The following is a 23,314-nucleotide window of genomic DNA, read 5'->3' as shown; positions in this document are numbered from 1 at the left end:
CCTGCTTAGGCGCGGTATCATTCTTTTTTATAGGCATAAGAAGGTATATATAGAACTTGCCCTTCATAAACATCCTGGTTCATTTCTAAGTGGTTCATTCTTAATATTTGTTGGACATTTATATCATATTTTTCTGCCAAATAATCTAAAGTTTCTCCATGCTGCACAATACAAACCTTTAATTTTGCCGCTTTTTCTTCTGTTTTTCTAGCAAAAAAGTCTGCCAATGAAATAGATTCATATTTCCCAAACTTTTTCTTTTTCTTCTTTTGGCTTTTATCTATTTCTTCCTGATCGTCTTCATCATGAGGATGTTCATTAGAAGAGGACTCTATAGCAGATGATTCGTTAAAGCTTTCGTTCGAAGACTCGTAGTCTGTTTGACGAGATTGCTGGTATAATTCATTTGAGCTAGACTCTACATTCGCTTCGAACATTCCAAGGTTTATGGAGAGTTCATCTTGCTGGTTTTCATTACTTATAAAGTCCTCTTCTTTTTCTTGATCCGTCGGTTGTTTCCTAGCTTCAATAATGAATGGCTGAAATAAATCTTCTTCTTGAATGGATTCGATTTCCTCGTGCTCATTTTCAATTAAAGGTAACCGTGAAAGCTTATACTCCTGTTCAGATTCTTCCTCTATCCCTAAAGGCACTTGGAAGTTATCTTCAAATTGTATTTCTAATGACTCCTCTTCAGATCTTGAAAATTCTTCCTGAAAAGCTTCTTCTAATCTATCCACCACTTCTTCTTGTGATCCTTCTACTTCTGCTCTTACAAGTTCTGCTTCTTCGAGTTCTTCTACTTCCTCCGCAGCATTTTGATAGTGCGGTTCTGTTGGATAGTATGATATAGGGATTTCTTCTTCTCGTTCCTCATTCATTGTGTTTTCATTCCGTATTCCCAAAATTGAGAGATCCGCATTTAGTTTCAACTTTCCTTTTTCAGGGAGTTCATAATCAAATGCATCAATATTTACATCAATATCCTCTAAATGATCAATTCTATTTTTCGGGATAGTGACGTCCACTGGAAATCGATGTTCAAAATGATAAACCTCAACTTCTGAACGATAATCTACATAATGTGCAAATTTTCCATGTAAATCTAGTTCCTGTTCATATTCATCTTCACCACAGCCCTTGTATTCACCCGATAATTGCAGACTTCCAATAATTTGAACGTACTGCTCTTGTTCTTGAATCGTTATATGCGGATCCAATGAAATGGATAGAAGTTCTTCTACTTCCTGTCCTTTTTTAAACCAAACAGACTCTTCTAATGAAAATCGTAATGACGATTGACTTTGAGACAAGGTGGATTCCTCCCTTCGATTCCATCACAAACTGACTATGTCATTTACACTTTATGAATAACGGAGGGAGATTATGATATGTTTTTATGTAAATTAAGGATGAGAACGATATTCTTTTAGAATATCTATATTTTGTTTATTTACAGTAAAAACCACACCAAAAATGGTGTGGTTCGTACAATTTATTATCCTTTAATTGTCTTGAAGGTTTTTTCCACCGCTTCGATTGTCTTTTCAATATCTTCATCTGTATGTGAGGTAGATAAGAATAGGCCTTCAAATTGTGATGGAGGTAAAAATATTCCGTTATTTGCCATCTCTCTATAATATGCAGCAAATAGCTCTAAATCAGATGTTTTAGCTGTGTCATAATTAATGACATTTTCATTCGTTAAGAAAATACCAATCATCGATCCTGCACGGTTAATTGTATGTGGAATCTCATATTTAAGAGCCGCTTGATGTAATCCTTGTTCAAGCTTATCTGCTTTTCTAATAAATTCCTTATACGTGTCTGGTGTTAACTGTACAAGTGTTTCATATCCAGCTGTCATCGCTAATGGATTTCCTGATAATGTTCCTGCCTGATAAACTGGACCGCTAGGAGCAATTTTCTCCATAATTTCTGCTTTTCCGCCAAAAGCTCCAACAGGAAGACCTCCACCAATAACTTTACCTAAGCATGTTAAATCAGGAGTAATCCCGTAATAACCTTGAGCACAATTGTAATCAACACGGAAACCAGTCATGACTTCGTCAAAAACTAATAGTGCGCCATATTGTGTAGTGATTTCACGTAATCCCTCTAAAAACCCAGGCTGAGGAGGGACTACTCCCATATTCCCTGCAACTGGTTCAACAATAATACAAGCAATATCTTCTCCAAATTGTTGAAATGCCGTTTTGACTCCTTCTAAATCATTATACGGAACAGCAATCGTATTGCTTGCAATTCCTTCAGGGACTCCTGGGCTGTCAGGTAAACCTAAAGTAGCAACACCAGAACCTGCTTTTATTAATAGTGAATCCCCATGACCATGATAGCTGCCTACGAATTTCAAGATTTTATTTCGACCTGTAAATCCACGGGCAAGTCTTAAAGCACTCATCGTTGCTTCAGTACCCGAAGAGACCATACGGATAATTTCAATGGATGGTACACGTTCTTTAACAAGGGTTGCCAGCTTGTTTTCAGCCAAAGTTGGTGCCCCAAAGCTTGTCCCTTCCTCTACCACTTTTTTCAATGCTTCCACAACTTGCTCATTCGTATGTCCTAAAATAAGTGGTCCCCATGATAAGACATAGTCAATGTACTCATTACCGTCAATATCGTAAATTTTCGATCCCTTGCCTTTTTCCATAAAAATCGGATCCATATCGACCGACTTAAATGCACGAACAGGACTATTAACTCCTCCAGGCATAAGTGTTACTGCTTCTTGAAATGCTTTTTTAGAATTTTCATATGAACGCAATTTTACAACCCCCATTAGGTCACAAGTATATTTAATTAACAAAAAATTTCTTTATTCTGCTAACCATCTAGCAGCATCTTTAGCAAAATATGTGATAATTAAATCACAACCAGCACGTTTCATGCTCGTTAGCATTTCTAACACCATTGTTTTTTCATCAATCCAGCCATTCTCGGCAGCAGCTTTAACTAATGAATATTCTCCACTAACATTATAACCAACGACAGGTAATTGGAATTCATTTCTTACATCTCTAACTATATCCAGATAAGAAAGGGTTGGCTTCACAATTAAGAAATCTGCACCTTCTTCGACATCTGATTGAGCTTCCCTAAGAGCTTCAAGTCGATTAGCAGGATCCATTTGATATGTTTTTCGATCCCCAAATTGTGGAGCGCTGCCGGCCGCATCACGGAAAGGACCATAAAAAGAAGAAGCATATTTAACAGCGTATGACATAATTGGAATGTCCTCATATCCAGCTTCGTCTAAACCTTTACGGATAGCCGCAACGAAACCATCCATCATATTTGATGGTGCAATAATATCAGCCCCTGCTTCAGCTTGACTGACCGCTGTCCTTGCCAACAAATCAAGGCTTGGATCATTAAGGATTTTTCCTTCTTCAATCACTCCACAGTGACCGTGATCAGTATATTCACAAAGACAAGTATCGGCTATAATAATGATTTCAGGATATTCCTTCTTAATAAAACGAGTTGCTTCTTGTACAATCCCATGATTGTGGAATGCCCCTGATCCTTCGGCATCCTTCTCTAACGGTATTCCAAATAATAAAACTGATTTGATTCCCAAATCTACTACTTCATCCATTTCAGCTTTTAAATGATCGAGTGAGATCTGGTAAACTCCAGGCATCGATGAAACTGGGTGTTTAATATTTTCTCCTTCAACGACGAAAATCGGATAAATAAAATCCTCTACATGTAAATGTGTTTCACGCACTAAAGCTCTCATATTTGCTGAAGAACGTAGTCTCCTATGACGTTTAAACTGCAAGTCTTTCATTTAATTTCCTCCTCCTGAATGGTTAATCTACATAAACGATCAAGCATTGAATCAATCGTATATATCTCTGGACTGACTGCTACCGAATACCCGTAATCCTCAACCGTTTTCTTTGTGACAGCCCCAATGGTAACAAACTCTATACCGCTAATTTGTTTTTGTAATGAATATTCCTTTACGATTTCCATAAAATGATGGAAAGTAGAAGGACTAGTAAAAGTGGCATAATTGAAATCGTTTTTTTGTAAGATCTCGACTAACTTTTCCTTATTCTCTTTAGGAAAAAATGTGTTATATACAATCCACTCATCTACGATTACCTTTTTTTTCTCTAGTCCTTCAGCAATGGTCTTACTAGCTAAATTTCCTTTAGGAATCAATACTTGATTCGGTAAAGGCACTTCTTCTATAAACTGAACTAGAAAATCTGCTGCACTAAATTTTTTAGGATAAAAATCTACATATACATGATATTTTTCAATGGCTTTCTTTGTTTTACTGCCAACTGCAGCAATATGATTTTTTATCTTGGATGGAGTTAATCCGGGATAAAGACGTTTAAGCTCTTTGAAAAAAAAATCTACACCATTTTGACTTGTAAATATAATCCAATCATAGAAATCAAGCTTTTCTATATATGTAGCAGCATTCAAATCTTGGTTTAACTCAAAATCAATTAAGGGAGTAACAAAAGAAACTCCTCCGAATTCCGTAATTTTACTCGCAAGGTTATTCCCTTTTTCTCCACCCCGTGTGACTAAAATTTTTTTGCCTTGTAGTGGCAATCCATCAATCATGATTACTCTAACTCCTGCTTCACACGATCAATTAACTCTTTTGCACCTTGGCTTGTAAGCAATTCCGCAGCTTTTTCACCAACAGCTTCGGGATTATCACCGACAACTGTTTCTTTAAAAATCGTTTGACCATTCGGATCAGCAACGAGTGCAGTTAATGCAACTTGATGATCTTCTGTCATCTTTGCAAAGCCAGCAATCGGAACTTGACATCCCCCTTCCATTTTATGAAGGAATGCCCGCTCGGCAGTTACTGTTTTTTTCGTTTCCGGCGAAGTTAATTTTAATAATTGCTCAAGCAATTCCTTATCATCTTCCCGGCATTCTATCGCTAATGCGCCTTGCCCAACAGCTGGCAAACAAACTTCCGGTTCTAGATATTCTGTTACTACCTCACTGCTCCAGCCTAAACTGGAAAGTCCTGCTGCCGCTAAAATAATAGCATCATAATCCTCATTTTCAAGCTTTTCTAATCTTGTATCAATATTCCCTCGTATCCATTTAATTTCTAAATCTGGACGCTCAACAAGTAATTGAGCACTGCGACGTAAACTGCTTGTGCCAACCTTCGCTCCTTTTGGCAAATCACGAAGTGTCATATGACCTTTGGAAATTAAAACATCTCGATGATCTTCACGATCTGGTATACAACCAATGGTTAGTCCCTCAGGCAAGACCGCTGGCATATCTTTCATACTATGTACAGCCATATCAATTTCTTTATTTAGTAATGCTTGTTCAATCTCTTTTACAAAAAGACCTTTGCCGCCAACCTTTGAAAGAGTCACATCTAATATTTTATCCCCTTTCGTAACAATCTCTTTCACTTCGAATTCAAAAGGGACACCTAGTTTTTTCAACTGTTCAGCAACCCATTTTGTTTGTGTTAACGCTAACTTACTTCTTCTTGAACCAATAATTATTTTTCTCACTTATTATATCCTCCTACGAATACCAAAAATGAAATGCTGATAAGCGACTAATTAAAAAGAAATTAATCAATACGACAAGAAATGCAGCAACATTCCACAATGCCAATGATTTTCCAAACATATTTTTACGCTCGCGAAAATATAAAATAAAACTGTAAATCACTAATACAATGAAGGAACCAATGATTTTCGAATCGTACCAATGGAAAGTTGATAGCTTAATAAATGCCCACTGTAAACCGAGTATTAAGCTTAATATCAGCATAGGTACACCGATCATATTTAATACATATGACATCTTTTCAAGCTTTGAAAGATCATTTAATCGCCATAGGCGATGACTCCACTTCTTTTTCTTCAATAATTTATACTGCAGTAAATACAATAAAGAAAAGACGAATGAAAAGGAAAAAGCCGCATATGAAAAAATAGCCATGGTAATGTGGATAAATAACAATTCAGAAATTAATCTTTCCGACATTGCCACACTCGGCATCTGCACTGGTGCAAATGTATGAATAGCCATAATAATGAATCCAATGATATTTGTGAAAAAAACGGTGAAATCTACTCTTAATATCTTATTAATGACGAGTGATAAAGTAATTAACACCCATGCATAAAAATAAAGTCCTTCAAATAATGTGAGGACTGGGAACCTCCCCGTTCGAAACACATACATAAACAAAAAAATTGTTTGAAGAACCCAAACAATTGCAAGCAGCCAAAAAGCATATTGGTTAGCCTTCTGATTCTGATGTAAAAAGTCTATAAAATAAAGTAAAATACTAATCGCATATAATATGATCATTAGCTCATGAAGCTTTGTCATAACAATATCAAACATAGAACATTCAACCTTTCTTCAGAAAATCGCATTACGATCTTCTAGAGGATAGAGGTCAGAGGTAGATTTGAGGAAATCGGATATTAGCCGATTTCCTTATTCCTTTATATTTTATATAAAAAAAAGTATTATTGCATTATTATAAAGGCTGAACATTCAATTGAAGCGAAGCTTTTTCACTTGTTTTTACTGGTTGTTCATTATGACCTTCGATATTAAATATTTTCTTAAATAATTCAAGCTGTTCTGCAGCATTCGGCTGTACAGCAATCTCTTTTGCCTGTGATACAGGGTCTTTTATCAATTGATTCACAATGCTTTTTGTATGCTTACTTAAAATCTTTCGTTCGCGTTCTGTAAGATTAGGCATTTTTCGATCAATACTTTTCATAGTTTCTTCCTGTATGGATAACGCTTTTTCCCGTAATGCTGTAATGACAGGAATAACCCCTAACATGTTAACCCACTCATTAAATTGAACAATTTCTTTTTCAATAAGAATCATTATTTTTTCAGCTGCTTTTTTTCTTTCAGCAAGATTAGCTTCAACAATGCCTTCTAAATCATCAATATCATATAAAAAGACACTTTCAAGCTCTGCTATTTTTGGATCCAAATCACGTGGAACAGCGATATCAACCATGAAAAGAGGCCGACCTTTTCTCATTCTTTCAATAGCCATCATCATATCTTTTGTTACGACATAATCTTTAGCACCCGTTGAGCTGATTAAAATATCTGCTTCCATAATCGCACACTGAAGTTCCTGCAAAGTTTTTGCTTTTCCATGGAATTGCTTTGCAAGATCCTGAGCTTTTTCAAATGTACGATTGATAACGGAAACTTTCGTTGCTCCGCTTCCATATAAATTTTCTATAGCAAGCTTTCCCATTTTTCCAGCGCCCACTACTAGGACATGTTTATTTTTTAGATCACCTAGGACTTTTTTAGCAAGCTCCACTGCTGCATAACTTACAGACACAGCATTAGATCCAATCTCAGTTTCTGAATGAGCCTTTTTTGCTACTGTTATAGCTTGTTTAAAAAGTTGATTAAATATTGTCCCTGTTGAAGAAACTTCTTGACCAATAAAGAAGCTATTCTTTACTTGGCCTAAAATTTGCGTTTCTCCAAGAACCATGGAATTCAAACCACAAATAACATTAAATAAATGTTCCATTGCTCCTTCTTGTTCATAAATAAACAAATATGGGGAGAATTCCTCTTTATCGATATGAAACCATTCAGACAAGAAATCTTTAATATAATACCGTCCCGTGTGCAGCTGATCAACAACTGCATACACCTCTGTTCGATTACATGTAGAAACAATTACATTTTCTAATATGCTTTTTTTATTTTTTAAAGCTGTCATTGCAGCAGATAAATCTGCTTCATTAAAGCTTAGCTTTTCACGTATCTCTACAGGGGCTGTTTTATAATTTAACCCAACTGCTACGATGTACATTTTAAAATTGCACCCCCAAAAAATTTTGAAAGAAGGCTGACTTTCAATTTCCTATATATATATTATATCATGTCCAATTTCTGCTCTACTTAATAAATGTGAAAAGAAAATGAAACCTATGCTATAGTAATTACTAAAGGAATTATATATTAATTAAGTCCATTAGTACCGTATCAAAAATTCATAACGGAATCAAGTAAATGAAACGAAAGCAGGTTAATTATGAAAAGTCAAAAAATTTTCCCAGGAATCATTTTACTAGGGTTTGGTTTGTATTTTTTTCTCCAACAAAATCATATTGAAATGTTTAAAGACTATTATACATGGCCAACACTTCTTATTCTTGTCGGTATTGGTTTTTTAGGACAAGGATACGGGGGAAAAGATTATGAAGCAATTTTACCTGGTGTTATTCTTGTCGGTTTCGGTCTTCATTTTCATATTGCCGGGAAGCTTTCCATATGGCCTGATCATATTGGTGTGTTTATTTTAATTATTTCATTAGGCTTTTTATTACGTTTCCAAAAAACAAGAAATGGCTTGTTTCATGGAATTTTATTTTTAATTATATCTATTATTCTTTTATTCTATAATGAAGTGTTCAAATGGATGGGATTATTAGATACTAAGTTTGCTTCTATTTTAAATTTTTGGCCCTTTTTATTAATAGCAATCGGACTCTATCTTTTATTCTTTAAACGTAAATAATACCAAGAAATCCGCTAGCCGATAGGCGCTGGAGCTAGACAAGAAAAAAGACCCAAGTTGGGTCTTTTTTTACATCCATTTTTTTAGAGTTCCCCAAACTTTGTCTTTTCCTTCGCCTGTTTCGGAGGAGAAAAGTATCATATCATCGTTTGGGTCAAAATTGAGTGTTTCTTTTGTAACTTTTAAATGCTTTTGCCATTTTCCTTTGGGAATTTTATCTGCCTTTGTGGCAATGACAACACAAGGAATTTCATAGTGCTTTAGAAAATCATACATTAATACATCGTCTTTTGTTGGAGGATGCCGTAAATCAACAATTAGGAGAACAGCACAAAGCTGTTCTCTAGTTGTGATGTATGTTTCAATCATTTTCCCCCATGCTTCACGTTCCGTTTTTGAAACTCTAGCAAATCCATAACCAGGAACATCTACAAAAAATAATGAGTCCTCAATTTTATAAAAATTTAGAGTTTGGGTTTTTCCTGGCTTTGACGATGTTCTCGCCAAAGCTTTTCGATTGATCATTTTATTAATAAATGAAGATTTTCCTACGTTTGAACGACCCGCCAGTGCAAATTCGGGAAAATGTTCGTCTGGATATTGTTCTTTTCTTACAGCACTTATAACTAATTCTGCCTGATTTACTTTCATTTTTTATCACCTACTAAAGCTACCTTCAAGACTTCATCCATATGTGAAACAGGTATTAATTTAAGATCATTTCTCAAACTTTCAGGAATGTCATCAATATCCTTTTCATTGTCTTTTGGTAATATAATTGTTGTAAGCCCTGCTCGATGGGCACTTAATGTTTTCTCTTTCAATCCACCTATCGGCAATACACGTCCACGTAGAGTAATTTCTCCTGTCATCCCAACTTCTTTGCGAATTGGTATACCAGTTAATGCAGAGGTTAACGCAGTTGCAATCGTAATTCCTGCAGATGGCCCATCCTTTGGTACAGCACCTTCAGGAACATGAATGTGAATATCATATTTTTCGTAAAAGTTTTCTTCTAGGTTAAATTCGGCTGCTTTAGAACGAACAAAGCTGAAAGCCGTTTGAGCTGATTCTTTCATCACGTCTCCTAATTTACCTGTCAAAACCAATTTACCTTTTCCTGGAGAAAGAGAAACTTCAATGAGTAATGTATCTCCCCCTACTGTCGTATAGGCTAACCCTGTAGCTACACCTACTTGATCTTCTATTTCTGCTTGTCCATATCTAAATCTTAGCTTTCCTAGAAACTCTTCAAGATTCTTTTCAGTTACGATCACTCGTTTTCGCTCTGAAGAGACAATAATTTTAGCTGTTTTTCTACAGATAGAGGCAATTTCACGTTCTAAACTTCTTACCCCGGCCTCGCGTGTATAGTAACGGACAATTTTTTGAAAAGCATCGTCTCTCACTTGCAATTGTCCTTTCGCTAAGCCGTGTTCGGTCATTTCTTTTTGTAGCAAGTGATCTTTAGCTATATGAATTTTTTCTAGTTCAGTATAACCGGGAATCGAGATGATCTCCATTCTATCTCGTAATGGTCCTGGAATAGCAGATAGATCATTTGCGGTCGTAATAAACATTACTTTTGATAGATCATACATTTCTTCAATATAGTGGTCACTGAAACTATTGTTCTGTTCAGGATCTAATACTTCCAGCATTGCAGCAGAAGGATCACCGCGAAAGTCATTTGACATCTTGTCAATTTCGTCCAATAAAAATACTGGATTGATGGTACCTGCCTTTTTCATACCTTGAATAATTCTACCGGGCATCGCACCTACATATGTTCTTCGGTGACCGCGAATTTCTGATTCATCTCGAACACCACCGAGGGATACTCTTACAAACTTTCTACCTAAGGACTCTGCAATCGATTTCGCTAAGCTCGTTTTACCAACACCTGGAGGTCCAGCTAAGCAAAGAATTGGTCCTCTTATCGCTTGAGTTAGTTGTTGAACGGCTAAATATTCAAGAACACGCTCTTTCACCTTTTCGAGACCATAATGCTCTCGATTCAAAATACTTTCTGCTTTCGTAATATTTAAATCATCCTCTGTTGCTTTTGACCATGGAAGTGCGATTAACCAATCAAGATAGTTGCGGATTACTGAGCTTTCAGCCGAGCTTGATGGCACTTTTTCGTACCGGTCTAATTCTTTAAATGCCGTTTTCTTAACGTGTTCTGGCATTCCTGCGGTTTCAATTTTCTCAGTAATTTCGGCGACTTCACCAGTCTTGCCTTCTTTGTCACCTAGTTCTTTTTGAATGGCTTTCATTTGTTCACGCAGATAATATTCTTTCTGTGTCCGTTCCATAGACTTTTTAACACGCTGACCAATTTTCTTTTCTAAATTTAAAACTTCTTTTTCATTATGAATAATTTCAATAACTTTATTTAAGCGGTCTTTTATTTCGACCGTTTCTAATATTTCTTGTTTTTGAGTTAATTTTAGAGGCAAATGAGAAGCAATAATATCTGCCATTCTGCCTGGTTCCTCGATATCTGCAACAGTTTCAAAAGTTTCTGCAGAAATTTTCTTTGAAAGCTTTATGTATTGCTCAAAATAATCAAGCATGGTTCTCATCAATGCCACTGTTTCTACATCGTTTTTGTCGTTGCCTTCATATGTTTTTAGTGTAACTGAAAAATAATTATTGTTATCATAAAATTTCTTTATTTCTGCTCGAAATAATCCTTCTACCAATACACGGATGGTTCCATTAGGTAATTTAAGCATTTGCTTTACCCTTGTTAATGTACCCATATGATAAAGATCTTCTTCAGTTGGTTCATTTATAGAATCATCCTTTTGTGTTGCTAAAAAAATGAGATGATCATTCATCATTGCTAATTCTAACGCTTGGACTGAATGCTCACGTCCTACATCTAAATGAAGGACCATCGTTGGGTACACAAGCAATCCTCGTAATGGAAGAAGAGGAACGGTGTATTCTTTTTTCTTTGTCAAAATCGTGCACCTCCAAATAAAAACCCTGACGTTTCGTACTTATTGTTACCAATATACCCCTGTTTAAATAGGATTTATTGGTGAATCTTTTTACAATTCTAACGTATTTAAATAACCGTGTCCATTTTAAAGAACACATAGATGATTGAACCTATCACCTATTTAATTGTGTTATGAAATTAAAATAATGAAATCTTATAACCTTCCTTAGTATTGTACATTCTAAAGGAATTATTAAAAAAAAATCGATTTGGAGTGAACCAAATCGATTCGAAATTTCACACACTTTTTTTGTCCATTTCCTCAATTGTATTAGTAAAAGAAGATTCTCCTTCAAATCTATTGATTAAAGCTAATTCAATGGCTTTTTCAAATTGGTAAATAGGGATAATCGTAATATCATCAATTTCCTTTAAAATTGACTGCATATTTTCAGCTGGAATAATGACGGTTTTGACACCTGCTTGTTTTGCAGCCTTTACTTTTGCAAAGATTCCTCCAACCGGCTTTACATTTCCATGTATACTTATTTCACCAGTCATTGCAACTGAATGGTCAACAGGGATCTTATATATTGCGGAATAAATACCTGTTGCCATAGCAATTCCTGCAGATGGTCCATCAATCGGGATGCCACCAGGAAAATTAACGTGAATGTCATATTGGTCAGCGGGCACACCCATTGTTCTCAAAACAGTAATTACATTTTCAATAGAACCTCGGGCCATACTTTTTCTTCGAATTGATTTCCCCTGACCGCCAATGCTTTCTTCCTCTACAATTCCTGTAATATTAATTGTTCCCTTTTCTTTCGCAGGAATTACGGTTACTTCAATTTCAAGTAATATTCCACTATTAGGGCCTGTAACTGCTAATCCATTCACAAGGCCTATAGTAGATTTTTCTCCAATTTTCTTTTCAAATCTTGGTGTTAATTGGCTAGATTGAATAATCCATTCAATTTCTGCATCATTTATAAAACTTCGTTCCTCTTGGATTGCTAGCCCAGCAGCTATTTGAACCATATTAACCGCTTCACGTCCATTCCTGGCATATGAGGCAAGAATATGTAATCCAGAATCAGAAATTGATAAATTGACTTTTTCAGCAGCCTTTTTAGCAACCTTAGCAATTTCATCTTGTTCCAAATCCCGAAAAAACACCTCCATACATCTTGAACGGATAGCAGGAGGGATTTCATTTGGTGTTCTAGTAGTTGCCCCAATTAAACGGAAATCTGCAGGTAGCCCGTTTTGAAAAATATCATGAATATGCGAAGGGATTTGTGAATTCTCTGCACTATAATAAGCACTGTCTAGAAAGACTTTTCGATCCTCTAATACTTTTAAAAGCTTATTCATTTGAATCGGATGAAGTTCTCCAATTTCATCAATAAATAGAACACCACCATGTGCATTTGTCACAGCACCTTGCTTTGGTTGTGGAATACCGGCTTGCCCCATGGCCCCAGCACCTTGATATATCGGGTCATGTACTGAGCCAATTAGAGGATCAGCAATGCCACGTTCATCAAATCTTGCTGTGGTTGCATCTAGTTCAATAAAAACTGCTCCTTGTTTAAAAGGAGATTTTGCATTTCTCTTCGCTTCTTCAAGTACTAATCTAGCTGCAGCTGTTTTCCCTATGCCTGGAGGACCATATACTATTACATGTTGCGGATTTGGTCCACAAAGAGCTGCTTTTAATGATTTAATGCCATCTTCTTGCCCAACTATATCTTCAAAGTTGGATGGGCGTACCCTCTCTGCTAACGGTTCAGTTAACTTAATGGAACGCATTTTTCGTAATTGCTCCATTTCCTTACGAGATTCCCGATCTATAGATATTTTTTGTGTTTTTTGGCTTTTAAGCAAGTTCCAGAAATATAAACCGATAATCACTCCAAAAAATAATTGAATTAATAATGCTATCCCTGTCCAACTCATCGTATTCCCTCCAAGATGCTTTATAGAATAAATATATATAAGCTAGTATTTCCTTGAGGGTGTGGGAATAAACCAATTTTTTATGTGCATTTATTACGCACAAAACTAAAAAAGCCTAGTAAAATAAAGCATCTACTAGACTTTTTCCTTGATTAAGCTGTTTTCGTTTGTTCGTCACCTTCTACAATAGTTCCATCTTCAAGAACTAGTTTAGGCGGTTCGTTGTTAAGAACGGCTTCTTTTGTAACGATACATTTTTTAATATCTTTTCGCGACGGTAAGTCAAACATTACGTCCAACATGATACTTTCAATAATAGAGCGTAATCCACGTGCTCCAGTTTTTCTCTCAATTGCACGGCGAGCAATTTCTTTTAATGCACTTTCTTCAAACTCTAATTCGACATCATCAAGCTCAAGCATTTTTCTATATTGCTTAACTAAAGCATTCTTTGGTTTAGTTAAAATTTCAATTAGCGCTTCTTCATCAAGCGGCTCTAAGCTTGCAATAATTGGTAAACGCCCTATAAATTCAGGGATTAATCCAAATTTCAAAAGGTCTTCTGGCAATACTTTTGATAATAATTTTTTATCATCGATGTCTTGTTGTTTATTCTCGCCTCCAAAACCAATAACTTTTTGGCCTAAACGGCGTTTAATGATTTGTTCAATACCATCAAATGCTCCGCCACAAATAAATAATATATTGGTTGTGTCGATTTGAATAAATTCTTGATGTGGATGTTTACGGCCACCTTGAGGTGGTACACTTGCAACTGTACCTTCTAAAATTTTTAACAAGGCTTGTTGTACACCTTCACCCGAAACATCTCTTGTAATCGATGGATTTTCAGATTTACGTGCAACTTTATCAATTTCATCAATATAAATAATTCCTCTTTCTGCTTTCTCAACATCATAATCAGCTGCTTGTATTAATTTTAAAAGGATGTTTTCAACATCTTCTCCTACATACCCAGCTTCAGTTAAAGAAGTAGCATCTGCAATGGCAAAAGGAACATTTAAAATTCTTGCTAAAGTTTGTGCAAGTAGGGTTTTTCCGCTTCCCGTAGGTCCAATTAAACTAATATTACTTTTTGCCAGCTCAACATCATCAATCTTGCTGTTTGTATTAATTCGTTTGTAATGATTGTATACTGCAACAGCAAGTGATTTTTTGGCTTGATCCTGTCCAATAACATATTCTCTTAAGATTTCCCTAATTTCTTGCGGCTTTGGAATATCTTTAAACTCAACTTCTTCCTCAGTACCAAGTTCTTCTTCAACGATCTCGGTACAAAGCTCGATACATTCATCACATATATAAACACCTGGTCCTGCAACTAATTTTCGGACCTGATCTTGTGTTTTACCACAAAACGAACATTTTAATTGTTGTTTTTCATCGTTGAATTTAAACAATGAGATTCACCCCTTATTAAAAAACTTTCTTTCTTACTTCATAATTTGCCAATTTTTTGAAAAGCATATATTGTGTAAAGTCTAGCTAACTTCAGTAAAACCATAATAAAGTTTTGAGGTTCACCTTTTTGCAGAACCAGTTATTTAATACTTTTCAAAAAAGTAGCTATTCGTTTTCTTTAAAATTAATTATGTATTGGATTGTATCATATTTCTATATTGGACAGGAAATTTTAAGCCTTACTCTTATTATTTTCGCCATTGAAGAGGTAAATTCCTACTTACTCAAGAGTTTCCCGAAAATAAGTTTTATATTCTTCATATGTACATTTTTTTGAAATAAGCTTAAAAATATGTATGTATTTTTTATAAAACAAGGCACGAAAAAGTCGCGCCTTGTTTTTATATTGTTTATTCTTTTTTTATTTTTATTGATCCAGCTCCAACGCCTCGTGGCAAATAACATTTGCTCTTCGGGGCTGACCATGGTGCTTTTCGCTTTTCTATATATTATGCAACAGTTTTACTGTTTTGTACAAGAAATTCTACTGCTTTACGGATTTTCACGTCTTTTTTAACTGTGTCTAATCCACCAAGTGCTTTTTTGATATCTTCAGCAGACATATTGTACATTTCTGTCATTTTTGTAATTTCTTCTTCTGCTTCTTCATCTGAAACTTCAATTTTTTCAGCTTCAGCAATTGCTTCTAAAGTAAGGTTACTACGAACACGCTTTGTAGCGTCTTCCTTCATTTGATCACGCAGTGCTTGTTCGTCTTGACCAGAGAATTGGAAATAAAGTTCAAGATTCATCCCTTGCATTTGAAGGCGTTGTTCGAATTCTTGCATCATACGATCAACTTCATTATTGATCATTGCTTCAGGGATATCGATTTCCGCATTTTCAGCTGCTTTTTCTACAACTGCGTCTTGAACGGCATGTTCTGCTTCATGCTCTTTCGAATGTTTTAGGTTCTTTTTAGTTTTTTCTTTAAGTTCAGCAATTGTTTCAACTTCGCTATCAACATCTTTTGCGAACTCATCATCTAATTCAGGAAGTTCTTTTGTTTTAATTTCATGAACAGTTACTTTAAATGTAGCTGCTTTACCTGCTAATTCAGCTGCATGATATTCTTCTGGGAATGTAACTTCTACATCCTTTTCTTCTCCAGCTTTTACACCAACTAATTGATCTTCAAAACCAGGGATGAAGCTTCCAGAACCTAGAACTAAAGAGTAATTATCTCCTTTTCCGCCTTCAAATGCTTCTCCATCCACAAATCCTTCGAAGTCAATAACAACTGTATCATCGTTTTCAGCAGTTCCTTCTTCTTTAAGAACAAGCTCTGCATGTTTCTCTTGAAGTGTTTTTAATTCATTTTCTACATCTTCATCTGTTACTTCAGTATCTTGCTTTTCAACTTCTAACCCTTTGTAGTCACCTAATTTTACTTCAGGCTTTACAGTAACAGTTGCTTTGAAAATTAGTTCTTTACCTTTTTCCATTTGCTCAATATCAATTTCAGGACGATCCACAGGTTCAATTCCAGTTTCATCAATTGCTTGTGCATATGCTTCAGGTAAAATAATATCTAATGCGTCTTGATATAATGATTCTACACCGAAACGTTGTTCGAACATTCCACGAGGAATTTTACCTTTACGGAATCCTGGAATATTTACTTGTTTCACGACTTTTTTGAAGGCACCATCCAATGCAGTGTTTACAGTTTCCACATCAACTTCTACAGTTAATACGCCTTGGTTTCCTTCGAGTTTTTCCCATTTTGCTGACATACCTTTCCCTCCAACAATCTATATTTTGATAGTGTAATGAACATTTTTAATAGATAAACTTTCTAAGTTATTGCCATTACTGATTTAAATGAAAATACATTACAACCCTTTCATTATAACATACGTTTTTTCTGTTTCAAGAAGGAGCTATACAATCGGTAAAGAAATTTCTTCTAGTTTTTTTATAAATCCAATTGCATTTACTAGACTAGAAACGTCAACTTCATAGTCTTTTGCTTTTCTATTCAAATCCATACTTTCTCCATATAACTCATGACCAAAACTGTGATACGCAGCTGTCCATAAATTTTTTTTATTAGGAATCAATTCATACGGATAAAGCAGGAATAAGTGACGGTCCGCCATTTCTTTGATTTGATTAAATAAAGTCGGATTTTCGTTTTCAATTTTTTCTTTCATATAGTCAATTAATACTAAATAAAATGGTGTCTCAAAAACCGCATTCAGATTGACCGGTATCAATGTTTCTTCATAATGAAATTTCTTCACTACAATATTTTTATCAATACCGTGCTCTCTCAACAGGTTTAGTACCATCGTTTGTAAAAAAGGATGTGCTGACTCATTTTCAAGATAATTTGTTAACTCAGTAAGATGAGGAAAAATATTTTGATTGGCTAATCCGGCAATTTTAAAAATACTTTCCTTCATATCCCCATTCAAAAATAATGGTTCCATTTTCTTATTCAGATGTGTATCTATGGGTTGTTTGTCCGTTATCACTCGATTTTGACTAAATTGCAGTAATTTTTCATAATGGTCCACTTTTTCCATCGGCACTTCATTTTCATCTAGTAATGCTTTAATTGTATGTACGACTTCATTATGATTGCTTAGTTGGATCAAAATCATTAAATATACGTCAATAATCTCAAAATAGCTCCCTATTCCTTTATGTAAAAGTTCCTTACAAACATCTTTTGCTTCTTCATAATTGCTACTTTCATATAGCGCTAATAGAAATCCCATACCAATTTCTTCATTTTCCGGATCTATTTCATACGCTTGTCTAAGTAGATTCACCGCTTCATCATATTGATGATTATCTAAATGCTTCAGACCGAATTCAAGAAGACGATCCTTAAGCCCAGGAAAAAGAACAATATTTTGATCCTTCGACCCTTTATCTTTTTTCTTCATGTACGAAACCGCCTTTTATTACAATTAAGAGAGCCTAATTAGTTTAGCATATGTATGAGATCAATTTCAAAATTCTAAATGCGGAAGCGCCATGATTAGCCTCAAGCAAAAATGTTCTCCAACCATAGAAGAAAAAAACGTGAAAGTATCCGATTTGAGAAACGGCGAACCAAAACGCTTTGATTTGACCGATATAAACAGAAATATGATAAGTGTTATAGAGTTATAATATTATTTGACTGGTAAAAGTTGATTAAGCTTAGTAAAGATATCACAAAACTTATTCAAAAAAGAGAAAAATCCTTGGATTTAGAGTATTGCGTTGTAAAAACAAAAAAAGAAAAACCCTTGATACATCAAGGATTTTTCTTTTTAATTTTAGCGTCCCAGGAGGGATTCGAACCCCCGACCCACAGCTTAGAAGGCTGTTGCTCTATCCTGCTGAGCTACTGGGACATAATATTTTAGTATTTTTTGTCGTTGTTATTATCAGGACATTTTTTATTATAGTAGTGTAGCAACAATAAGTCAATAGTTTTTTCGATTTTTATTTTTTTTTTTAATTGCAGCCTAAAATGGCTGCAATTAAAGATAATTATATGTTAAAAGTCTGTCGGAGTTCTACTAATTCTTCATCATTGTGGTTAAAAAATTTCGTAGTAATTATATTTTCGTTTTTTTCAACGATCGCATAGGTTTTGTCTTTTCGTCCGCGCGGCATTAAAAAGCTGCCTGGATTTAAAAATAAGGTTCCGTTGATCATTTCTGCCCCAAGAGTATGCGAATGCCCAAAGAATACAAAGTCTGCTGCTACTTCTTTTGCTTTATATGAAAGGTTCAAGAGCGTCATTTTCACATTATAATGATGACCATGGGTAATAAAAATATTATTTCCATCAATATTTTGTAAAATATCAAGAGGAAAATGCTTATCATAATCACAATTGCCTCGGACTATTAGAAATCCTTTAATTTCATCATCACTTGCCATCAGTTCTGAATCACCGCAATGAATCATAGCATCTACGGTCTTTTCGTATCTCTCTTTGAGCTGTTTCAATTCTTCATGCAATCCGTGACTATCACTTACAATTAATAATTTCATTGTTCATCACCAATATCCAGTATATCCTTTAATACAACTCTAAGCTTTTGTAAGGCCTTTGCTCGATGACTAATAAGATTTTTTTCTGATGATGGTAGTTCAGCCATCGTAAGTCCTTTATCTTTGATAAAAAAGATCGGATCGTAACCAAATCCATTATTACCTTTTCTTTCATTGATAATATTTCCTTCACAAGTTCCCGAAACTGTAATCGTTTTTTCATCTGGTTTAGCAAGTGCCAAAGCACAATAAAATCTTGCTGTTCGATCCTCCGCAGGGATATGCTCCATCTCTTTTAATACTTTCTCAATATTCGCTTCATCATTTTTCTCTTCTCCTGCATATCTTGCAGAAAAAATCCCTGGTCTGCCGTCTAAAGCATCAATAACGAGTCCACTATCATCTGCAATCGCCATGATATTATATTGTTTTGAAATGGTTTCTGCTTTTAATATTGCATTTTCTTCAAACGTTGAACCAGTTTCCTCTACATCTATAGCCTCTGGGAAATCGAGTAATGTCTTCACTTTTATGTTATATTCTGAAAACATTTTTTCAAATTCTTTAGCCTTGCCACTATTTTTAGTCGCAATGATTACTTGATTTTCCATAATGCTATTCCTCACCATTTTTATTTTTTTCTATTTTTGCTGAAATTTCGCCAAGAGCCTGTTTTTGAATAGTAAACAGCTCTGTTAACCCATGTTTTGCTGCATCAAGTAATTGTTGTAGTTCATCTTGAGAAAACGTTGCTTCCTCTCCTGTTCCTTGTAATTCTACAAATTTACCTGCACCAGTCATGACTACATTCATATCAACCAATGCTTGACTATCTTCGGCATAGTTTAAGTCTAGTACAGTTCCAATATTTTGAATGATCCCCACACTTGTTGCTGCTAAATAGTCGGTTACAGGGAAATTTTTTATTACTTTATTCTCATGTAGTTTTGCTAGTGCCTGTGTCATTGCAACAAAAGCACCTGTTATAGAAGCTGTACGAGTTCCGCCATCCGCTTGTATAACATCACAATCAATCCAAATAGTCCTCTCACCAATGCTGTCTAAATTTACTACAGCACGTAAAGCTCTCCCAATTAGTCTTTGGATTTCCATCGTACGTCCAGACACTTTTCCTTTTGAAGATTCACGTATATTGCGTTGATCCGTTGCTCGTGGCAGCATTGAGTATTCTGCGGTAATCCAGCCCTTGCCGCTTCCACGCATAAATGGGGGTACTCTTTCTTCTATACTCGCAGTACAAATTACCTTTGTATTTCCAACAATGATAAGTACAGAGCCTTCAGGATGCATTAAATAGTCTGTTTCTATATGTATTGGTCTTAATTGTATTTTCTCTCTACCGTCAACTCTCAATAGTAGAACCTCCCTTGTGTTTAAACTAATAAAGAAGAGGCGGCAAACTGCCAACCTCCTTATATACAGTATATAGTATATCAAATTTCTATGATTAAAAACTACCTGTGTTTACCTTTTCGGGTCGAGTAACCGGTTCTGTTAATGGTTTCCCATTTTCATCAAGCAGCTTCGTACTGCCATTTACTTCTACCGCAACACTTTTTATTCCTTTTTGCTCTGTTAAAGAATAAACGAGTGGTTTTAATACATTATCAGAAATTATTTTCTCTTCAAAGCCGCCGAGTATATTTTCATTAAAGTTCAAGGTTACTTTCCCTTCTTGAATTACAGGATCATTTAACAAAGCTACATCAGGGTTAAATGCGGATACTAACGTTGAACGTTGATCAGGCCCCTTAACCAACTCATTAATTATTGCTTTAGCATCATTTGTTTCGGTATTTGATACCCGCTTTGTAACAGGAACAAAATATTTTGCATTATCAGCTAAATAATAAACGGTCAATGCATGTGTATTCGTAATATCTATTACATCAGAAAAGTCATTATTAATACCATCTGCTCTTGTTAGACCATCCGGATTAATAGGAGTATCATTTACCGGCATCTCATTCAAAGGATGACCATTTACTTGGAGTTGGACTTTTTTGATAGAATCAAACTGGGTTAATGTCCATGTAATCGATTGAAGGATTTTCTCTTCATCTTTTTTATCATAATTCTTAAAGTCCTTTGAAAAATCGACAATAGCTGTTCCATCTTTCACCACATTTACACTAATATTAGTATTAGCTGGAATTACAGCACGAAAACCATTTGGGATCATGTCTTGAACTGGTCCATCAACTACTAAATATTCTAATGCTTTCGTCGCAATTCCTTTCTCATTCGGTAATGGCAAGGTTTGGGAAACGACATAACCATTTTTATCAATCAAATATAACTCTGTCATGATTGAATTTTCTTTTTCAGCAGCAGTTAACTTATTTTTACTCCCTTCATCCAAAGACTCACCTTTACTTAAAGATGTAACCTTTGGTGGTGGATCAATTTTGTCCAATTTCCCGCCGCCAAATAACCCACAGCCTGACAAGTAAACACTTGATGCTAGCAAAGTAATTGCTACAGTAGCTTTTGTTTTTTTAGACATAAGGTACTCCCCCTAAGAACAGTTTGTACTATTATGTATACGAGCCTTTTTATAAAATAGACCGTTTTTTCATGTTAAAAAATAAATAAAACCATATATTTAGGAGTTATTCCTCTCCTAAATATATGGTTTCTACTTCTGTAATATCTTGTTCAAGCCAAGTCGATGCGATTTTAGAAAAAATGCTGCTTGATCCTGTTGTAAAAAAATGGTGCTTAGGTGAAGTTTCATCTGTATTCATAATATGACGAAAATATAATATCGTACTTATTTCTCTAGCTGTTTCGTCTCCAGAGCTAATAACTTGTACATTTTCTCCCATTACATTTTTTATTAAGCCTTCTAATAATGGATAGTGGGTACAACCTAGTATCAATGTATCTATATCACTTTTTTGAATAAGAGATAAGGATTCTGCTACAATTTTTTTTGCAATTGAGCTTTTATATTCTCCACTTTCAACTAATGGCACAAACTTTGGACACGCAAGTGAAGTAACACTTATCTTTCTGTTAATTGATTTTAATGCTTTTTCATAGGCCCCGCTTCCAATGGTACCGATAGTTCCTAAAACACCAATTTTAAAACTTTTAGTTGTCTTAAGCGCGGCTCTTGCACCAGGATAAATAACACCTAATACCGGAATTTTCAATTGCGAGCGAATTTCATCTAACACTACTGCTGTAGCAGTATTGCATGCAATAACTAACATCTTAATATTTTTTTTTAATAAAAATCTTGTCATTTGCCATGTAAAAGCTTTAACTTCCTCTATGGGTCTAGGACCATACGGACAACGCGCAGTATCACCAACATATATTATACTTTCATTTGGTAATTGTTTTAACACTTCTTTTGCTACCGTTAATCCTCCTACACCCGAATCAATTAATCCAATTGGTTGGTTCAACTATCTCGCCTCATTCTGCTTTCATTTCATGATGTAATTTTATGAGGCTGTCTTTTAAATGAATGACCTCATCTGTTGAAAAATTCATAAGAATATCATGTAAATACCCTTGTCGCTTTTGAATAACCTCATCAATCATTATTTCTCCTTTTTCAAGGAGATGTATACGCACCACTCTTCGATCATGCGGATCTTTTACACGAACGACTAATTCATTTTTTTCCATTCGATCAATTAAATCTGTCGTTGTGCTAAAGGCTAAATACATTTTATTTGATAATTCTCCAATTGTCATGTCTCCTTCTTCAAATAACCATTGCAAGGCTACAAATTGTGGAGGTGTAATAGTATAGCTGCTTAATAGCTCTCTTCCTTTTTGTTTGATAATCGCTGCGATATATCGCAGATCTTTTTCTATTGTTGCAACAACTTCATTTTCATGTTGTTGCACTTTTCCTTCATTATTCATTAATGAAGAACCCCCTATCAATTCAGAAAGTCGGAGGCTAGAGGTCAGAGGTTGGAGGATGGATTTTCGTAAATTGAGGGTAAGTCATTTTACTTATTCCAATTCCAGATTGCCTAACATTGTTGCCTCCTGGTTAATATAATATATTGTAATATATCTATTAAAAATATTGTCGCTTTTTTTTATTAAAAATTCAAGAACGATTTATTATCTTAAGATCCAATATTTAGCTCCATAACAAAACCGACTGCCTATTTGCAGTCGGTTTCAGGTTAAAGCTTTAATTCTCCCATGCGAAGTAACTCAACCACAGCTTGAGAACGCCCCTTGACTCCAAGCTTTTGCATGGCATTTGTGATGTATACCAATCACAAACACATAAAAAACTAAAGCTCAAATTTGTAATTAAAGTCCAACTTACCATCAGGATAAACAAC

Annotated in this window: 20 protein-coding genes, 1 tRNA gene and 1 pseudogene; 1 reads left to right on the top strand and 21 read right to left on the bottom strand. The window is 35.1% G+C overall.

From position 1 onward, the window contains the following. Positions 1-17: 17 nt before the first annotated feature. From ACQKP0_RS16225 to hemA, 7 genes are all read right to left on the bottom strand, one after another. Positions 18-1,313, bottom strand: a complete 1,296-nt coding sequence (locus ACQKP0_RS16225) for a LysM peptidoglycan-binding domain-containing protein (RefSeq protein WP_427406881.1) — start codon at positions 1,311-1,313, stop codon at positions 18-20. A gap of 185 nt (positions 1,314-1,498) precedes the next feature. Beyond that, positions 1,499-2,788 (bottom strand): glutamate-1-semialdehyde 2,1-aminomutase, encoded by a 1,290-nt coding sequence (gene hemL, locus ACQKP0_RS16220; RefSeq protein WP_427406880.1) that lies wholly within the window; start codon positions 2,786-2,788, stop codon positions 1,499-1,501. A gap of 51 nt (positions 2,789-2,839) precedes the next feature. Continuing rightward, positions 2,840-3,817 carry a porphobilinogen synthase gene (gene hemB / locus ACQKP0_RS16215; RefSeq protein WP_427406879.1) on the bottom strand — a complete coding sequence of 326 codons (978 nt, stop codon included), beginning with the start codon at positions 3,815-3,817 and terminating at the stop codon, positions 2,840-2,842. Next, positions 3,814-4,614 (bottom strand): uroporphyrinogen-III synthase, encoded by an 801-nt coding sequence (locus ACQKP0_RS16210; RefSeq protein WP_427406878.1) that lies wholly within the window; start codon positions 4,612-4,614, stop codon positions 3,814-3,816. Before ACQKP0_RS16210 ends, hemB begins: the two co-directional genes overlap by 4 nt. Positions 4,615-4,616: 2 nt before the next feature. Continuing rightward, complete coding sequence (gene hemC, locus ACQKP0_RS16205) at positions 4,617-5,546, bottom strand: hydroxymethylbilane synthase (protein WP_427406877.1); 930 nt, start codon at positions 5,544-5,546, stop codon at positions 4,617-4,619. Between the two features lie 13 nt (positions 5,547-5,559). Further along, on the bottom strand, positions 5,560-6,393 hold the full coding sequence (locus ACQKP0_RS16200) for a cytochrome c biogenesis protein (protein WP_427406876.1): 834 nt from the start codon (positions 6,391-6,393) through the stop codon (positions 5,560-5,562). 139 nt (positions 6,394-6,532) lie between these two features. Then, positions 6,533-7,861: a glutamyl-tRNA reductase gene (gene hemA / locus ACQKP0_RS16195; protein WP_427406875.1), complete on the bottom strand. Its 1,329-nt coding sequence runs from the start codon at positions 7,859-7,861 to the stop codon at positions 6,533-6,535. 222 nt (positions 7,862-8,083) lie between these two features. Here hemA and ACQKP0_RS16190 point away from each other — a divergent pair, with 222 nt between their 5' ends. Then, positions 8,084-8,569 (top strand): LiaI-LiaF-like domain-containing protein, encoded by a 486-nt coding sequence (locus ACQKP0_RS16190; protein ID WP_427406874.1) that lies wholly within the window; start codon positions 8,084-8,086, stop codon positions 8,567-8,569. Positions 8,570-8,638: 69 nt separating this feature from the next. Here the strand turns inward: ACQKP0_RS16190 and yihA are convergent, their stop codons facing one another. From yihA to ACQKP0_RS16120, 14 genes and pseudogenes are all read right to left on the bottom strand, one after another. Further along, positions 8,639-9,220, bottom strand: a complete 582-nt coding sequence (gene yihA, locus ACQKP0_RS16185) for a ribosome biogenesis GTP-binding protein YihA/YsxC (RefSeq protein WP_427406873.1) — start codon at positions 9,218-9,220, stop codon at positions 8,639-8,641. Further along, on the bottom strand, positions 9,217-11,541 hold the full coding sequence (gene lon, locus ACQKP0_RS16180) for an endopeptidase La (protein ID WP_427406872.1): 2,325 nt from the start codon (positions 11,539-11,541) through the stop codon (positions 9,217-9,219). The genes yihA and lon overlap by 4 nt, the downstream gene beginning before the upstream one ends. 278 nt (positions 11,542-11,819) lie before the next feature. Beyond that, entirely contained in the window at positions 11,820-13,487 is a 1,668-nt protein-coding gene (gene lonB / locus ACQKP0_RS16175) for an ATP-dependent protease LonB (RefSeq protein ID WP_427406871.1), read from the bottom strand. Between the two features lie 152 nt (positions 13,488-13,639). Further along, positions 13,640-14,908, bottom strand: a complete 1,269-nt coding sequence (gene clpX / locus ACQKP0_RS16170) for an ATP-dependent protease ATP-binding subunit ClpX (RefSeq protein ID WP_427406870.1) — start codon at positions 14,906-14,908, stop codon at positions 13,640-13,642. A gap of 510 nt (positions 14,909-15,418) precedes the next feature. Beyond that, positions 15,419-16,705, bottom strand: a complete 1,287-nt coding sequence (tig, locus tag ACQKP0_RS16165) for a trigger factor (RefSeq protein ID WP_427406869.1) — start codon at positions 16,703-16,705, stop codon at positions 15,419-15,421. A gap of 147 nt (positions 16,706-16,852) precedes the next feature. Next, positions 16,853-17,866 (bottom strand): tetratricopeptide repeat protein, encoded by a 1,014-nt coding sequence (locus tag ACQKP0_RS16160; protein WP_427406868.1) that lies wholly within the window; start codon positions 17,864-17,866, stop codon positions 16,853-16,855. Positions 17,867-18,248: 382 nt separating this feature from the next. After that, positions 18,249-18,322 (bottom strand) — tRNA-Arg (locus tag ACQKP0_RS16155). Positions 18,323-18,461: 139 nt separating this feature from the next. Continuing rightward, positions 18,462-18,971: a metallophosphoesterase gene (locus ACQKP0_RS16150; protein ID WP_427406867.1), complete on the bottom strand. Its 510-nt coding sequence runs from the start codon at positions 18,969-18,971 to the stop codon at positions 18,462-18,464. Further along, entirely contained in the window at positions 18,968-19,582 is a 615-nt protein-coding gene (locus ACQKP0_RS16145) for an XTP/dITP diphosphatase (RefSeq protein WP_427406866.1), read from the bottom strand. Before ACQKP0_RS16145 ends, ACQKP0_RS16150 begins: the two co-directional genes overlap by 4 nt. Positions 19,583-19,586: 4 nt before the next feature. Beyond that, the gene (gene rph / locus ACQKP0_RS16140; RefSeq protein WP_427406865.1) at positions 19,587-20,345 is read right to left on the bottom strand and encodes a ribonuclease PH; all 759 of its coding nucleotides are present in this window, start codon (positions 20,343-20,345) and stop codon (positions 19,587-19,589) included. Positions 20,346-20,439: 94 nt separating this feature from the next. Further along, on the bottom strand, positions 20,440-21,498 hold the full coding sequence (locus tag ACQKP0_RS16135) for a GerMN domain-containing protein (protein WP_427406864.1): 1,059 nt from the start codon (positions 21,496-21,498) through the stop codon (positions 20,440-20,442). A 106-nt stretch (positions 21,499-21,604) separates the two neighbouring features. Next, positions 21,605-22,408, bottom strand: a complete 804-nt coding sequence (gene racE / locus ACQKP0_RS16130) for a glutamate racemase (RefSeq protein WP_427406863.1) — start codon at positions 22,406-22,408, stop codon at positions 21,605-21,607. A 10-nt stretch (positions 22,409-22,418) separates the two neighbouring features. Beyond that, positions 22,419-22,877: a MarR family winged helix-turn-helix transcriptional regulator gene (locus ACQKP0_RS16125; RefSeq protein WP_427406862.1), complete on the bottom strand. Its 459-nt coding sequence runs from the start codon at positions 22,875-22,877 to the stop codon at positions 22,419-22,421. A gap of 272 nt (positions 22,878-23,149) precedes the next feature. Further along, positions 23,150-23,239, bottom strand: a pseudogene (locus ACQKP0_RS16120) (DNA-binding response regulator); the annotation flags it as partial. Positions 23,240-23,314: the final 75 nt, after the last annotated feature.

This window comes from Heyndrickxia sp. NPDC080065, assembly GCF_050281185.1.
In the GTDB taxonomy this organism is placed as follows: Bacteria; Bacillota; Bacilli; order Bacillales; family Bacillaceae_C; genus Heyndrickxia.
The sequence above is the reverse complement of the archived record's forward strand: the minus strand, read 5'-3'. Positions and strand labels throughout refer to the sequence as shown.

What these genes read in the sequence shown, in the direction of transcription:
- hemB (WP_427406879.1), bottom strand. Translation starts at nt 3,817, where the DNA reads ATGAAAGACTTGCAGTTTAAACGTCATAGGAGACTACGTTCTTCAGCA.
- ACQKP0_RS16210 (WP_427406878.1), bottom strand. Translation starts at nt 4,614, where the DNA reads ATGATTGATGGATTGCCACTACAAGGCAAAAAAATTTTAGTCACACGG.
- ACQKP0_RS16200 (WP_427406876.1), bottom strand. Translation starts at nt 6,393, where the DNA reads ATGTTTGATATTGTTATGACAAAGCTTCATGAGCTAATGATCATATTA.
- hemA (WP_427406875.1), bottom strand. Translation starts at nt 7,861, where the DNA reads ATGTACATCGTAGCAGTTGGGTTAAATTATAAAACAGCCCCTGTAGAG.
- ACQKP0_RS16190 (WP_427406874.1), top strand. Translation starts at nt 8,084, where the DNA reads ATGAAAAGTCAAAAAATTTTCCCAGGAATCATTTTACTAGGGTTTGGT.
- yihA (WP_427406873.1), bottom strand. Translation starts at nt 9,220, where the DNA reads ATGAAAGTAAATCAGGCAGAATTAGTTATAAGTGCTGTAAGAAAAGAA.
- lonB (WP_427406871.1), bottom strand. Translation starts at nt 13,487, where the DNA reads ATGAGTTGGACAGGGATAGCATTATTAATTCAATTATTTTTTGGAGTG.
- tig (WP_427406869.1), bottom strand. Translation starts at nt 16,705, where the DNA reads ATGTCAGCAAAATGGGAAAAACTCGAAGGAAACCAAGGCGTATTAACT.
- ACQKP0_RS16160 (WP_427406868.1), bottom strand. Translation starts at nt 17,866, where the DNA reads ATGAAGAAAAAAGATAAAGGGTCGAAGGATCAAAATATTGTTCTTTTT.
- ACQKP0_RS16150 (WP_427406867.1), bottom strand. Translation starts at nt 18,971, where the DNA reads ATGAAATTATTAATTGTAAGTGATAGTCACGGATTGCATGAAGAATTG.
- ACQKP0_RS16145 (WP_427406866.1), bottom strand. Translation starts at nt 19,582, where the DNA reads ATGGAAAATCAAGTAATCATTGCGACTAAAAATAGTGGCAAGGCTAAA.
- ACQKP0_RS16135 (WP_427406864.1), bottom strand. Translation starts at nt 21,498, where the DNA reads ATGTCTAAAAAAACAAAAGCTACTGTAGCAATTACTTTGCTAGCATCA.
- ACQKP0_RS16125 (WP_427406862.1), bottom strand. Translation starts at nt 22,877, where the DNA reads ATGAATAATGAAGGAAAAGTGCAACAACATGAAAATGAAGTTGTTGCA.